The organism is Peteryoungia desertarenae (assembly GCF_005860795.2).
Lineage (GTDB): Bacteria > Pseudomonadota > Alphaproteobacteria > Rhizobiales > Rhizobiaceae > Allorhizobium > Allorhizobium desertarenae.
On record NZ_CP058351.1, the window covers coordinates 202236 to 215336 of the forward strand.

The 13101-nt window shown below is 60.7% G+C and carries 13 protein-coding genes; 12 read left to right on the forward strand and 1 reads right to left on the reverse strand.

Going from position 1 to position 13101, the window contains the following annotated elements; translation table 11 throughout:
* Window positions 1-16 precede the first annotated feature (16 nt).
* From FE840_RS18350 to FE840_RS18360, 3 genes are all read left to right on the forward strand, one after another.
* Entirely contained in the window at window positions 17-391 is a 375-nt protein-coding gene (locus FE840_RS18350) for a hypothetical protein (protein ID WP_138289542.1), read from the forward strand.
* Between the two features lie 560 nt (window positions 392-951).
* Window positions 952-1527, forward strand: a complete 576-nt coding sequence (locus FE840_RS18355) for a c-type cytochrome (RefSeq protein WP_171033817.1) — start codon at window positions 952-954, stop codon at window positions 1525-1527.
* A gap of 52 nt (window positions 1528-1579) precedes the next feature.
* Window positions 1580-2440, forward strand: coding sequence for a DUF305 domain-containing protein (locus tag FE840_RS18360; protein ID WP_138289538.1), 861 nt, complete (start codon window positions 1580-1582; stop codon window positions 2438-2440).
* Between the two features lie 40 nt (window positions 2441-2480).
* Here FE840_RS18360 and FE840_RS18365 read toward each other — a convergent pair whose 3' ends face one another.
* Window positions 2481-4811 carry an FdhF/YdeP family oxidoreductase gene (locus tag FE840_RS18365; RefSeq protein WP_138289536.1) on the reverse strand — a complete coding sequence of 777 codons (2331 nt, stop codon included), beginning with the start codon at window positions 4809-4811 and terminating at the stop codon, window positions 2481-2483.
* A gap of 584 nt (window positions 4812-5395) precedes the next feature.
* On the opposite strand from FE840_RS18365, the gene FE840_RS18370 reads away from it, so the two are divergent.
* From FE840_RS18370 to FE840_RS18410, 9 genes are all read left to right on the forward strand, one after another.
* Window positions 5396-6304 carry a cytochrome c oxidase subunit II gene (locus tag FE840_RS18370; RefSeq protein WP_171033816.1) on the forward strand — a complete coding sequence of 303 codons (909 nt, stop codon included), beginning with the start codon at window positions 5396-5398 and terminating at the stop codon, window positions 6302-6304.
* Window positions 6301-8247, forward strand: a complete 1947-nt coding sequence (ctaD, locus tag FE840_RS18375) for a cytochrome c oxidase subunit I (RefSeq protein ID WP_138289532.1) — start codon at window positions 6301-6303, stop codon at window positions 8245-8247. Before FE840_RS18370 ends, ctaD begins: the two co-directional genes overlap by 4 nt.
* A gap of 6 nt (window positions 8248-8253) precedes the next feature.
* Entirely contained in the window at window positions 8254-8856 is a 603-nt protein-coding gene (locus FE840_RS18380; protein ID WP_138289530.1) for a cytochrome c oxidase subunit 3, read from the forward strand.
* Between the two features lie 12 nt (window positions 8857-8868).
* Complete coding sequence (locus FE840_RS18385; RefSeq protein WP_171033815.1) at window positions 8869-9294, forward strand: hypothetical protein; 426 nt, start codon at window positions 8869-8871, stop codon at window positions 9292-9294.
* The gene (locus FE840_RS18390) at window positions 9291-10181 is read left to right on the forward strand and encodes a cytochrome c oxidase assembly protein (RefSeq protein WP_179028219.1); all 891 of its coding nucleotides are present in this window, start codon (window positions 9291-9293) and stop codon (window positions 10179-10181) included. The genes FE840_RS18385 and FE840_RS18390 overlap by 4 nt, the downstream gene beginning before the upstream one ends.
* The gene (locus tag FE840_RS18395; RefSeq protein WP_138289527.1) at window positions 10178-10510 is read left to right on the forward strand and encodes a c-type cytochrome; all 333 of its coding nucleotides are present in this window, start codon (window positions 10178-10180) and stop codon (window positions 10508-10510) included. The genes FE840_RS18390 and FE840_RS18395 overlap by 4 nt, the downstream gene beginning before the upstream one ends.
* Window positions 10507-11421: a c-type cytochrome gene (locus tag FE840_RS18400; protein WP_138289525.1), complete on the forward strand. Its 915-nt coding sequence runs from the start codon at window positions 10507-10509 to the stop codon at window positions 11419-11421. The genes FE840_RS18395 and FE840_RS18400 overlap by 4 nt, the downstream gene beginning before the upstream one ends.
* Before the next feature lie 32 nt (window positions 11422-11453).
* Window positions 11454-12698, forward strand: coding sequence for a cation:proton antiporter domain-containing protein (locus FE840_RS18405; protein ID WP_138289523.1), 1245 nt, complete (start codon window positions 11454-11456; stop codon window positions 12696-12698).
* 110 nt (window positions 12699-12808) lie between these two features.
* Window positions 12809-12958 (forward strand): hypothetical protein, encoded by a 150-nt coding sequence (locus FE840_RS18410; protein WP_171033813.1) that lies wholly within the window; start codon window positions 12809-12811, stop codon window positions 12956-12958.
* Window positions 12959-13101 lie beyond the last annotated feature (143 nt).

Below are 13101 nucleotides of genomic sequence, written 5' to 3' on the forward strand. Positions count from 1 at the left end.
CCTTCAGGAGAACTCCATGCGCCGCAGTCTTCTCGCCCTGTCCCTTCTAGCCGTCATGACGGCTCTTCCCGCCCACGCACATGCACCACGCCCGGGTCCGAACGGCGGGCTTAAGGTTGACGCCGGCGCGAATCACCATGTCGAGCTGGTGGCGACAGGAACCACTGAAGTGACTGTCTACCTGTTCGATGCTGCAGACCAGCCCGTCTCCGCAACCGGTCACACAGGCAATGCGATCCTGTTGATCGATGGCGCTGTTCGTCGGTTTGCGCTGTCTGCTGCCGAAGGCAACCGTCTGACGGGGACGTCGCCCGTTCCGGTCAATCCGGGTGTCAAGGGTGCGATCCAGGTGATCACCCCGGACGGGACCACGGCGCAAGGGAAGTTCTGACCACTAAGGCGACGCAGACAGTGTCCGGTGCGTCCACCGCTATTTTGTCCGTGTCGGTCATTGCACGCACGGTTCCGCTTGCCGGCATGCAACCACGACTTGGACCAGAAACCGCGCCGAAGCTCCTGGCCAAGCTCTGATCTCTGGTGTCAAAGTGGCCTGCTATCGCGAGGCGAACACCATTATCCTCGGCTGATCGCGTCGCCCAAACCTCATCCTCCGCCGCGTCGATCCGGGTCGTCGACCGTCTCTGCCCTCCTGGTGGTCTTCCTATTCTATGTTCTCTCCTCGGCGCTGACCGAGTTCGTGATCAACAAGGTATCAACATTATGTTCGATGCCTGCCATCGGCTACCAGACCAACACCCTCGTCCATCATGGAGGATACTCCCAAGAAGGCTGTCGGCATCCTCCAAACCCAGTGAGAAGGGAACAATCGGAAGCTCCACCGGTTCGCCATGCATACTGCATCATTTGCTCGACCGCAAAAACCGCTGGCCTCCCGATGGAGCCGCAGCGGGTCGTGGCGCAAGAAATGCAATCAGGAACGGGAGTGGATACATGAAAAGATCGCCAGTGATATTCGGCATTGCGATCGGCGCGATCGGTGTGATCCTTGTCGGCCTGATCGTCTGGCTGACCATTGTCTATGCCGGGCTCTACAACGTCGCAGCCACCGACGACCATGCAGATGTCGTGCGATGGTCATTCGATCGGACGATGGAGCGATCTATTCGCAGGCAAGCAGTTGACATCGACCTTCCGGAGAATCCGCCGGAGGACGTGATCGCAGAAGGAGCGCGGCACTACGCGGAGAGCTGTGTCTATTGCCATGGCGCACCGGGCGAAGACCCAACCGATTGGTCACGGGGAATGCGGCCCGAACCACCCCACCTTGCGGAAGCGGCCTCCGAATGGACGACCGAAGAGATCCACTGGATTGTTACAAACGGCATCAAGATGACGGGAATGCCGTCGTTCGCGCAACATTCGCCAGAGGAAATCAACGCCATTGTGGCCTTTGTTGACGCACTTCCAGGGCTGACGGTCGAGGATTACGCGAGGCTGACCAATGCCACAGGTTCGTCCGGACAGACGGCTGCGCCACCGGTCGAAGGCGAAGCGGCAGCGCCGTAACCAGTCGCTACGCGTCTATGGGCGCCAAGTCCGTGAAATCAGGAATTCTCGCATGTCCTACATCCGTTTCGCTCTGATGATCCTCACCTCCACCTTGGTGATGTTCTTCCTTATGTACCTGAACACCTATGCGCTGGAGCACGTCTTCTTTTCGGAAACGCGAACCTACATGGCGATCATAATGGGCGCAGTCATGGCGGTCATCATGCTCGCCTATATGCTGGGCATGTATAAGAATTCGATGCTGAACATCGCCATCTTCGTCGGATCCATCCTTGTTTTCGGACTTTCGTTGTGGCTGGTGCGCAGCCAGGTCACGGTCTCCGGTACGAGTTACATGCGGGCGATGATCCCACACCATTCGATCGCAATCATGACCTCTGAAAGAGCCCAGATCCGTGATCCGCGCGTACGCAAACTGGCTGATGAAATCATTGAGGCACAACGACGGGAAATCGCCGAAATGCGTTATCTTGTGGCGGAGGTCTCCGCTGGTCGAGATGTGCAGGAGGCCTATCAGGATCCGCCTGCCGAGCCTGGAACCGTTGAAGATGCTTTGTCAAACACGCTGATCAGCACGCTTGATCCCGCCCCGATGGCCGAAGCGGAGGCAGATCGCGTTCTGACTTCCGCGGAACGCTGCCGGTTCAACCGGAGCCCTGAATCCGATCCGATCCTGTGGGCGGCACGAAACGGCAGTGACGCTGCTATAAAACTCAACGGCACGCTGGTGCCGCTCGAGAAGAGCGGTGATCTGCAGAGCGGGAATGTCGAGTTTCGCACACCCGGCCTTTCACTCACGGTCAGAACCCTCGGAAACGAGGCAGACTGGCGCTCAGATGCGGAACTGGTGTTTCGCCTCAATCAGGGCCTAACGGTTGGATATCGCGGCTTCTTCCTATGTGGAGAGTAAGAAGAGCCAGACGACGAGGTGATGTCGTCCCAGTTTCGCCTCATCGACCGGTGAGGATACGAACTGGTGCTCCCTTGTAGGCCGGTGTTCCCGAGTTCTTTTCGTGATAGGATAAAGGCACCAGAGGATTGAGTTCGGGGTAGTAGCCGGCAACGCAGCCATCGGGAAGATCATAGGCCGTCACGGTCAGGCCTGAGACTCGCCGGTCGATACCATCGTCCAGATCGGAAACGAGTGTAATCCTCTCTCCATCCTGCAGATCGAAGCGCCGCATTTCGTCGCGGTTGATGAGAAGAACATCTCGATTGCCCTCCAGCCCGCGCAGCCGGTCTGAGAAACCGTATATGGTCGTGTTGAACTGATCGTTGGAGCGCAGCGTCACCAATGTCATGCGGCCATCGCTGCTGGTAGGATCCATCAGCGGTTCCCCGAGGGCCGAAATGGTGTCGGGAGTGGTGAATTGCGCCTTGCCGCTCTCCGTCTTCCACCGTCGTTCCCGCGCAGAATTTCCGCGATAGAACCCGCCCGGCACGAAAAGGCGTGCGTTGAAGTCCTTGAATTTGTCGGGATAGGTCGCCTCGATCAAATCACGGATCAGGCCGTAATCTGCGATCCAGTCGTCCCATCGCAGGTTCGGGTTGCTGTCGGCAAGGGTGGCCTTGGCCAGCTCGCAGATGATCTCCACCTCCGACCGTACCTTGTCGCCAGGCGGTGTCGCCGAGCCGAGGGAACCATAGATGTTGCTGAGCGAGTCTTCCATTGAGACCGCCTGCTCGCCTGTCTCCTGCACATCCCGGTCTGTCCGACCGAGACAGGGCAGGAGATACGACATCTTGCCCGGTGTCAGGTGTGATCGGTTGAGCTTGGTGGCGATATAGACGGTGAGATCGAGGTCGGGCCATGCCTTCTCCAGCCGGTCCCGGTCGGGCATGGCCTTAACCAGATTGCCACCCAAGAGCACAATCGCCTTGACGGAGCCATCCAGAATGCCTTCGCCGGCGGCGACAACGTTGCGGCCATCTTCCCGCGGTACCTTGAAGCCGAATAACTGCTCCAGCTTGTCCACGGGCACCGCTTCCGTCTCGATCTTCTCGCTCACCCCGACTGTCCGCTGGCCCTGGACGTTCGAATGGCCGCGCACAGGAGAAATGCCGGCGCCCAGCCGCCCGACATTGCCGCCGAGCAAAAGCAGATTAACGAGCATGCCGAGGCTCAGCCATCCGTTCACATGCTGGGTAATGCCCATGCCGTAGATGCCGATGACATTCTTGGCGTTGATGTAGACGTCCGCTGCAGATTCGATCATGGCCCGCGTCAAACCCGAATGCGCCTCGATCATGTCCCAGCTCATGGCTTTCACAGCCTCGAGCATCGGGTCGAGGCCGGTCGTATGAGCTTTTATGAATTCGTGGTCGAGGACAGTCCCCGGGGCTTTCTCTTCAGCGTCAAACAGACACTTTATCATTCCCGAGAGCACCGCGATATCGCCGCCGGCACGCACCTGATAAAACTGTTCTGAAATCTGTGTCGGGCTTCCGACGGTCATCTGGACCGGGTTCAGCGGGTCGACGAACTCAAGCAGTCCTTTTTCACGTACCGGATTGAAGGTCACGATCCGACAGCCGCGATCGACGGCATCTTTCAGAACATGCAGAAATCGCGGGCTGTTGGATCCCGTGTTTTGCCCGAAGAAAAAGATCGCGTCGCAATGCTTGAAATCCTCCAGCGTGCAGGTACCTACCGGCGTGCCGATGAAGGTCTTCAGATTGACCGAGGTCGTCTCGTGACACATGTTCGACGACTGCGGCAGATTGTTATGGCCATAAAGGCGGGCAAAAAGCGCGAAAAGATAGGCAGGCTCCAGCGCAGAATGACCGGATGAATAGAACACGGTTGATTTTGGGTCGAGTCCTCTCAGTTTGCCGCCGATTTCGGAATAGGCTTCCTGCCAGCTCACTTCGACGTAGCGGTCACATCCGGGATCGTACCGCATGGGATGAGTGAGGCGTCCGGCGGCCTCCAGGTCATGGTCGTGCCATCTTCGAAGCTCGGAAACCGTGTGCTCACTGAAGAACTCCGGCGTAACCCGCCGTATCGTGGCCTCCCAAAGCGTCGCCTTGGCGCCGTTCTCACAGAACTCGAGCGTATGCGGATCAGCAGGTTTGGCCCATGCGCAGGAGGTGCACATCATGCCTTTCGGCTTGTTCTGCGTGGTCAGGATCTTCAGGGCCTCTGGAGAGGCATGCGCATTTCCGTAAATGCCCATGATCCCTTTCAAGGATCCCCAGCCTCCTGTCGCCCCGCGATATTCCGGGGTCTGTGGGTCATGGCCGGTCTCTGTGTGACCTCGGTGTTTATCGGTGTCATCCATCGCTTCGGCTCCCCTCCTTGACTGGTAAAACTGTCCCTACCTAGGGGTCCAACAGGCCGCAGATGTCTTTGTTCCTCGTGAGCAGGTTGGGAAATTGCTTTGATCTGCGTCTGAGGCGGGCCGGATAGATTCAAGGATCCTGTTTGGAACATTCCGATCACTGTCCGGTTCGATCGGCGGATGACAGCTGCAACTGCCCTCGTTCTTCAACACCTGCAGGGGGATTGAGTGGCCTATCTCGCCAGTTCTCCGAAGAGACGAGCCGCTTCATGTTAAGGCGGGGTATTTGGAGGAGCGCTTCAAACCGACGCTCCATCTGAGGCGACGTATCGAGTCCCTCATCTTCGAAGCGACGCCTGCCTGCTCCTCTGATTGCCGACAGGGGGTTATCTTGAGCCCGACAGGTTTTGGGCAGGCGGCACGAATGAAAACAAGGGGAGACCGGTGTGCCGTGTCAGCGGATGAAGATAGGCTTGGCGACGAGATTCCGCAGCTGTTCAGCCTTGAGTGGTGTCTTCATCCGGTGGGTTGCACTACTCGCTCTGATGCCCACGTTGTCTAGCTGCCAGAGGCTTCAGAACGTCTTGGACCCCGCGAGCCGGGATGCCTGGCTGGTTGCCGAACTTTCCTGGTGGATGTTTGCCTCTGCCATCTTCATCTACATCGTGACGATCGGCCTGCTGGGCGTCGGGGCCGGGATCTTCCGCGGCCGCAACCGGCTTTCCTTCCGCGCAGGGACGACGCTTGTGGTCTTGGGCGGCGTATTGGCGCCAATCATTGCCATCGTCGCGATCGGCGTCTCGGGCGTCGCCATCGGTGACGAAACCGAGGGCCCCGATGACGGCTCTGCCAAGCTGACGGTGGAGGTGGTCGGCCGCCAGTGGTGGTGGGAACTGCGCTATCTCGATGCGGCGGGCGAAGTCGTCGCGGTCACCGCCAATGAATTGCATTTGCCCGTGGGCGAACGGGCGCGTCTCGAACTTCTCTCCGACAATGTCATTCACAGCTTCTGGGCGCCAAATCTCCAGGGCAAGACCGACGCCATTCCGGGGCGCCGAAACCTACTTTTCGCGGAGCCGGAGGTGGAGGGCGTGTGGCGGGGGCAATGCGCGGAATTCTGCGGCAACCAGCACACGCTGATGGGTTTCATGGTAATCGCAGAGCCACGGGAAAAATTCGGTCGCTGGCTGGAGCGCCAGGCAAGCGACGCGCGCGCTACGCAAGGCCCAGGCCTCGACATTTTCCTCAAGCTCGGCTGCGGCGACTGCCACACCATCCGCGGCACCTCGGCCGCCGGACAAAAGGGTCCGGACCTGACACATCTCGCCTCACGCCGGACGCTTGCCGGCGCAACCCTCAAGAACAGCCGCGGCAATCTGGGCGGCTGGATCACCGACACCCATGAAGTCAAACCCGGAGCGCTGATGCCCTCGTTTACGCCTGAACCTCAGGATCTGCACGATCTTCTTGACTATCTGGAGGCCCTGAAATGACCGCTAGGGACGGCACGGCAGAGGCGCGGGATCACGCTCTTGGGCCATCGAGCTACGACCATCAGGCGGCCGTCGGTCAAGCATCCTTCGAGCGGATCGAGAAGACCTGGCGCTCGCCGTCAGGCTTTTTCGGCTGGTTCACCCAGGTGAACCACTCGGCCATCGGCCTGCGTTTCATCGTCACGGCCTTCGTCTTCTTCATCCTGTCCGGCCTTCTGGCGCTGGCCATGCGGCTGCAACTGGCCATACCGCTCAACCAGATGCTGTCGCACGAGACCTACAATCAGGTGATGACGGTGCATGGCACGGCGATGATGTTTCTCTTCGCTATTCCCGCGATGGAAGGTTTTGCCATCTACATAGCGCCCCTGATGGTCGGTGCCCGGGACATGGCTTTCCCGCGGCTCAACGCCTTTGGCTACTATGTCTACCTGATCGGCGGATCGGCCTTCTTCCTCTCGCTCGCCTTCGGCATGGCGCCGGATGCCGGCTGGTTCAACTATGTGCCGCTGGCCAACAAGACCTTCTCGGAAGGCTATGGAGTGGACATCTGGACCACGATGATCACCTTCATCGAGCTCTCGGCCCTCACCGCAGCCGTCGAACTGATCGTCACGATCATGAAGCTCCGGGCGCCTGGGATGTCGCTCGACCGCATGCCGATCTTCGTCTGGGCCGTGCTGGTCATGTCCTTCATGATCCTGTTCGCAATGCCGTCTGTCATGGTGGCCAGCGCCTTCCTGATGATGGACCGGCTCGTCGATACCCAGTTCTTCATCGTCGAGAATGGTGGTTCTCCGCTGTTATGGCAGCACTTGTTCTGGTTCTTCGGCCATCCGGAAGTCTATATCATCCTCGTCCCCGCCCTCGGGATCGTCACCTCCATCGTCGTCACATTCTCCGGCCGGCCCCTGTTCGGCTATACTGCGCTGGTGCTGGCAATTACCGGCATCGGCATGGTGAGCTTCGGGCTCTGGGTGCATCACATGTACACGACCGGTCTGCCCTTCATGGGCCGCTCCTTCTTCATGGCTGCGTCCTCGATGATCGCCATTCCGAGCGGCGTGCAGGTCTATTGCTGGATCGCGACGCTCTGGGGTGGCAAGGTCCGTTTCGCCACCCCCATGCTGTGGGTTCTCGCCTTCTTCGGCGTCTTCATCGCCGGCGGCCTCACGGGCGTGATGGTCGCGTCCGTTCCCTTCGACCGGCAGGTGCATGACAGTTATTTCGTCGTCGCCCATTTCCATTACGTGCTGATGGGCGGCGCCGTCTTTCCACTGATGGGAGCGGTCTATTACTGGTTTCCCAAGGCGACGGGGCGCATGCTCTCGGAGCATCTCGGCACATGGAGCTGCCTGACTGTCTTTGTCGGCTTCAACATTACCTTCTTCCCGATGCATATCCTCGGCCTGCAAGGCATGCCCCGTCGCATCTATACCTATCTCGACGGCATGGGCTGGGGTGACCTCAACCTGCTCGCGACAGCCGGCGCCTTCCTTCTGGCCTTCGGCTTCGCGCTGACGCTGTTCAACGTCATACACAGCGTCCGCCATGGCGCAGCAGCCCCGGACAATGCCTGGGGCGGATCGACCCTCGAATGGGCGACCGCTTCGCCACCGCTCAACTGCAACTTCATCCAGCAGCCGGTGGTCGAAAGCCGACGCCCCATGTGGGACTGGCGCGAGGCAGACACGCGCACGGTGGTGGCGGGGCTGCGGGAGGACCGCCGGGAGACCATGGTCACCACCCTGCTCGATGCACGACCCCAGTCTGTGATGGTGCTTCCGGGACCGACCCCTTGGCCCTTCGTATCAGCGGTGGCGGCGTCGGCCGGCTTTATCGGGCTGATCTTCAGCCCCTGGTTCTTCCCCATCGGTTTTTTTGCGGTCTTTGCCACCATGGTCTTGTGGTTCTGGCCCCGTCACCCTTGGCGAAAGGAGTGAAAGCCCATGCAAACCCGCATTACAGTTGACGCAAGGGAGATCGATCGGTTCGCTCCCCACACCCATCCGCTGTGGTGGGGGGTGCTCGGCGCCGTGGCCATCGAGGCGGCGGTGGTGGCCACGCTGCTCACGAGCTATTTCTATCTGGCGGCTCAAAATCCCGAATGGCCACCCCGAGGTGTCGCGCCGCCGGATCTCTTCTGGCCGACGGTGGTGCTGGTGCTCCTGCCCATGTCCAGCTTCACCATGTGGTGGGCGGGCAGGGGGTCTGATCGCGGTGACAAACGCCAGCTCTCGATCGGCGTCACTACTAGTGTGCTCCTGGCTTTGCTCGCACTGGCCGCCCGATCGGTGCAGATCGCCGAGTTCGACGCCTCTTGGAACAACCATGCCTATGGTTCGATCCTCTGGGTCATCACCGGATTTCATTACACCCACGTCGTCTCCGCCGTCTGTGGCACCGCCGTCGTCAGCGTGCTGGCCTGGCGGGGCTATTTCACGCCGGAGCGACAGCTCGGTGTCGTGGTGGACACAGTCTACTGGTACTTCGTGGCCGGCGTTTTTCTGCCGATCTATCTCGTCCTCTACGTCGCGCCACGACTGTTGTGAGGAGCGTGGCTGATGTCGAAGATGGACCACTCCCGAAATGCCGACCGCGCCGTGAAGGACACCAAGGATGGTGAGCTGGAACTGGCGCGCCAGGAAGGTTTCGAGGCCCTGACACCCTGGTTCGGCTGGGGTCTGGCTCCGGCTGCCTGGGCACTCCATCAGGGCGTCGGATATGCCATGGTGGAGTGGCTATGCACTATTGGGCAACGCTGGCCCTATCACGCGCTCACCGTGTTTGCGGTCTGCCTCTGCGCCACCGGCATCGCGGCGGCGGTCCATGCCCTGCGGCGGTCTCGGCACATCCGCCCGGAACGTTCGGCGGCCCGCATGCGGATGATGGCACTGGTGGGCCTGATGCTGAGTGCAGCCGCACTGGGCGGAATTACGGTCGAATACGTGCCGACCTTCTGGATCGACACCTGCAAAGGGATCGTATGATGTCCAGAAATGCTCTTCTCGTTTTTACTCTTGTCGCCGCGCCGTTCCCCGCCCTCGCGCATTCCGCCAACCATACCGGGGCCGTATTCTGGAGCCTGGAGCTGCTCGCCGTTCTCCCCATCATGCTTGCCGGAACCTTCTATCTCGTGGGCCTTGTGCGCATGCGGGCCTGGACCGGAACCCTGGCGGCGGCTGGCCCGATCAGGGTGACGCTCTTCGCTGTCGGGCTGTCGCTGGCGGTGGTCCTTCTCCTCTCTCCGCTCGACAGATGGGCCGAACGCTTCCTGTCGGCGCATATGGTCCAGCATTTCGGCCTGATGCTGGTTGCGGCACCCCTCATTGCGCTCGGGCGACCCGGCATCGTCTATCTCTGGGCTCTGCCGCAGTCCTGGCGGCAGGATTTCGCCCGCTTCCGCAGCGGCAAGCTCGGCCGCGCGACCCGCGCACTATTTACACCGGTTGGGGCCTGGCTCACCTATTTTCTCGTGCTGTGGCTCTGGCATTCGCCGCCGCTCTTCGCCCGCGCCGTGCAGCACGAGGCAGTGCATGCCCTGCAGCATCTCTGCTTCCTGGGCGCGGCACTTCTGTTCTGGACCGTCGTGACCGAGAGCCCGCGCGGCGAGGGCAGGGCGGCCATGCTCGTTGTCATATTTACGACTGCCGTCCAGTCCTGCGCGCTAGCAGCGCTGATGACCATGTCGAGCATCCAGTGGTACCCCTTCTATAGTGAGGGGCCGCTCGGCCTCTCGGCGCTCGAGGACCAGCAACTCTCCGGTTTGATCATGTGGGTGCCCTGCTGCGCCATCATGATCGGGGCTGGGGTCGCAACCATGGCAACGCTACTGCGCGACATCGAAACCCGCATGCAGCAGGCGAGGCGCCGATGAAGTGGGTCATCGCATTTTCCTGCCTCTTGATGGTTGCCGGATGCAGTGAGGAAACGCCCCGAGATGTTCAGGCGCTCGTCGACGCTCATGGCTGCGGGACCTGCCACCGCATCCCGGGCATCCCCGGAGCCACGGGACGGACGGGTCCTCCGCTGAAGGAATACCATCGACAGGTCTATGTCGCGGGCATTCTCCCGAACACGAGAGAGACCTTGGCCCGGTTCATCGAGGATCCGCAGGCGATCGATCCGCGCTCGGCCATGCCGGACGTGGGCGTGACCGCAGAGGAAGCAACCCTCCTGGCCGATTATCTGAGGTCAGAACCATGAGGCGCTTCAGACGATATGCACTGGTCTCCGCCCTCACGCTGCTCGTCGCGGGGACCGCCCTTTTCGGCTTCGGGGAGTTCTGGAAGCTCGGCGCCATCAGTCAGCATCCCGTCTGGCTTTACAAATTAATTGTCCTGGTGCGCGATACCGTGACCGGGATCGACGCCGAAAACGTCGAGCTGCCTGAAGGATTTGCCCCGGTGGCCGATGCAGGGACGGCTCTGCTTTACCGGGAGAACTGCGCCCCCTGCCATGGCGGCCCGGGCGTCGCTCCGAAGGACTTCGCGCTCGGCATGATGCCCGTTCCGCCACCGCTGGCCGGAATTGCAGGCGAGCGTTCGGCCAAGGAGATCTTCTGGTTCATCCGCAACGGCTTGAAGATGAGCGGCATGCCGGCTTGGGAGGGCCGGCTCAGCCGGGCCGAGATGCTTGATCTGACCGCCTTCGTCGAAGCGCTCCCGACGCTGACGCCTGCGGACTATCGCAGATTGGTCGGAGAGCCTGAAGCAGCGCCGCGGCAAGAGGGTACCGGCGAGACACCCACCATCGCCGACACTTCGGCAGCAGATGCGGAGCGCGGCCGGCTGCTGATGAGGCTGCATGCCTGCCGGAGCTGCCATGAAATTCCGGGGTTGGTCGGAGCCGATGTGCATGTCGGCCCTGATCTGAGCGAGGCGGGAAGTCGCCGCTACATTGCCGGCGTGCTGAAGAACACCCGTGAGAATATGGTGCGGTGGATCACCGATCCGCCCGCGGTCAATTCCCTGACGGCCATGCCCGACCTCGGCGTCACACCGGCACAAGCCGCCGATATGGCCGCCTACCTCTATCAACTGTCACCCTGGCCTAACTCTCGCTCTGCGAAGGGCGAGCCGGATCAAGGACAAAAGGCTGAAATGGGCGGTCAATGAGGCGCTCTTGACTGGCAATACGGAGCAGGACCATGGAACAGATCAATGTCGCTCTCGCCTGCATCGGCTTGACTATCATCCTCGTCGGCCTCCTGTCTGCCGCGATCAAGAAGAGCCTCGTCCAGGAGCCGATGATTGCCGTGTTCGTGGGAATTTCCGTCGGGCCCTTCGGCCTCGGCTGGCTCGACATCGGTCGCTGGGGCGAAGAAACCGCCATTCTGGAACATGCTGCTCGATTGACGCTCGCCATCGGTCTCATGGGTGTGGCGCTGCGCATCGACAAGAAGAGCGTGCAGAACCTTTGGCGACCGGTGACGGTCCTGCTGACCCTTGCCATGCTCGGCATGTGGCTGATGTCCGCAGTTCTCGTTGCCTGGTGTCTCGCTGTGCCCTTCTGGCTCGCCCTGCTCATTGGCGCTGTCGTGACACCGACGGACCCGGTGGTCGCGAGTTCAATCGTTTCCGGCCCCTTTGCCATCAAGCATCTGCCCCTTCGGGTCAGAGACACGATCTCGCTGGAATCAGGAGCAAATGACGGGCTCGCCTACATCTTCGTCATGCTGCCGATGCTCATGCTGCAACATCCGGTCTCGGAGGCATGGGAGAGGTGGTTGGTGCATTCCTTGCTGATTGGCGTCGTATTGGCGGCAATCATCGGTATCGTCATTGGTTATGCGGCGGCCAAGGCGATCGCCTATGCAGAACAACGCGGCCTGGTCGAACAGCAATCGCTGCTCGGCTACACCGTCGCCTTCTCGCTCGTCACCTTGGGCGCCGCCGAACTTGTCGGTGCGGATGCGCTGCTTTCCGTCTTCCTGTCGGGTTTCGTTTTCAACTTGGCGACCGACCGTCAGGACAAGCAGAATGAGGAGAACATCCAGGAGGCCGTGGCGAAGCTCTTCACGCTCCCGATGTTCGTCATCTTCGGCATCGCGCTGCCCATAAAGGAGTGGCTGGACCTCGGCTGGCCGCTGCTGTTTGCCGCGGTTTCCGTTCTCCTGCTGCGCCGCCCGCCGGTCCTGCTCGTGCTGTCCCCGCTTTTGAGCAGGCCCCTGAAGGGAATCGACGTAGCCTATATAGGATGGTTCGGTCCAATCGGCGTTGCTGCGATCTACTATGCAAACTTCGCTAGATCGCAATTGCACGAGCCTCTGGTCTGGTATGCTGCCAGCGCGATAGTCTTCGCGTCAATCATGATGCATGGCGTGACTGCCGCCCCCTTCACGCGGTGGCATGCTCGCCACAGGTTCCGGCGTGGTAACGCGCGGCGCGGCTAGAACGACGCGAATCCCGTGAGGGAGACCGATAATTTCTCTGGGGTCGGACACCGTTTGTACGGTCCGTGCAGTCCATCAGCATTGTTTTGTTCGGAGAGGCAGCGAGGGCGGTGGAATGGACAATCACGATCGAGGGAAAGAACGAGTTCGACGATGTTTGCCGGAAGACGGTTCGTATCGACAAGAGTTGGGCACGTCTGTTTGACGGCGACATTGGCCTGTCGATTGAGGACGGCAAGACAATGATCACGGCGCTGTAAAGCGCAGTCAAAGCCCATGAGGCGGAGACCTACTCCCTCTTCCGCCCGGACTGCCCGAACTGCCACACCTTCCGGCGTGTCAAGGACTACACATCACGCCGGATCCGAACCGTCTTCGGCACGGTGGAGGTCTGTAATCCTCG

What these genes read in the sequence shown, in the direction of transcription:
- FE840_RS18350 (WP_138289542.1), top strand. Translation starts at nt 17, where the DNA reads ATGCGCCGCAGTCTTCTCGCCCTGTCCCTTCTAGCCGTCATGACGGCT.
- FE840_RS18355 (WP_171033817.1), top strand. Translation starts at nt 952, where the DNA reads ATGAAAAGATCGCCAGTGATATTCGGCATTGCGATCGGCGCGATCGGT.
- FE840_RS18360 (WP_138289538.1), top strand. Translation starts at nt 1,580, where the DNA reads ATGTCCTACATCCGTTTCGCTCTGATGATCCTCACCTCCACCTTGGTG.
- FE840_RS18365 (WP_138289536.1), bottom strand. Translation starts at nt 4,811, where the DNA reads ATGGATGACACCGATAAACACCGAGGTCACACAGAGACCGGCCATGAC.
- ctaD (WP_138289532.1), top strand. Translation starts at nt 6,301, where the DNA reads ATGACCGCTAGGGACGGCACGGCAGAGGCGCGGGATCACGCTCTTGGG.
- FE840_RS18380 (WP_138289530.1), top strand. Translation starts at nt 8,254, where the DNA reads ATGCAAACCCGCATTACAGTTGACGCAAGGGAGATCGATCGGTTCGCT.
- FE840_RS18385 (WP_171033815.1), top strand. Translation starts at nt 8,869, where the DNA reads ATGTCGAAGATGGACCACTCCCGAAATGCCGACCGCGCCGTGAAGGAC.
- FE840_RS18390 (WP_179028219.1), top strand. Translation starts at nt 9,291, where the DNA reads ATGATGTCCAGAAATGCTCTTCTCGTTTTTACTCTTGTCGCCGCGCCG.
- FE840_RS18395 (WP_138289527.1), top strand. Translation starts at nt 10,178, where the DNA reads ATGAAGTGGGTCATCGCATTTTCCTGCCTCTTGATGGTTGCCGGATGC.
- FE840_RS18400 (WP_138289525.1), top strand. Translation starts at nt 10,507, where the DNA reads ATGAGGCGCTTCAGACGATATGCACTGGTCTCCGCCCTCACGCTGCTC.
- FE840_RS18405 (WP_138289523.1), top strand. Translation starts at nt 11,454, where the DNA reads ATGGAACAGATCAATGTCGCTCTCGCCTGCATCGGCTTGACTATCATC.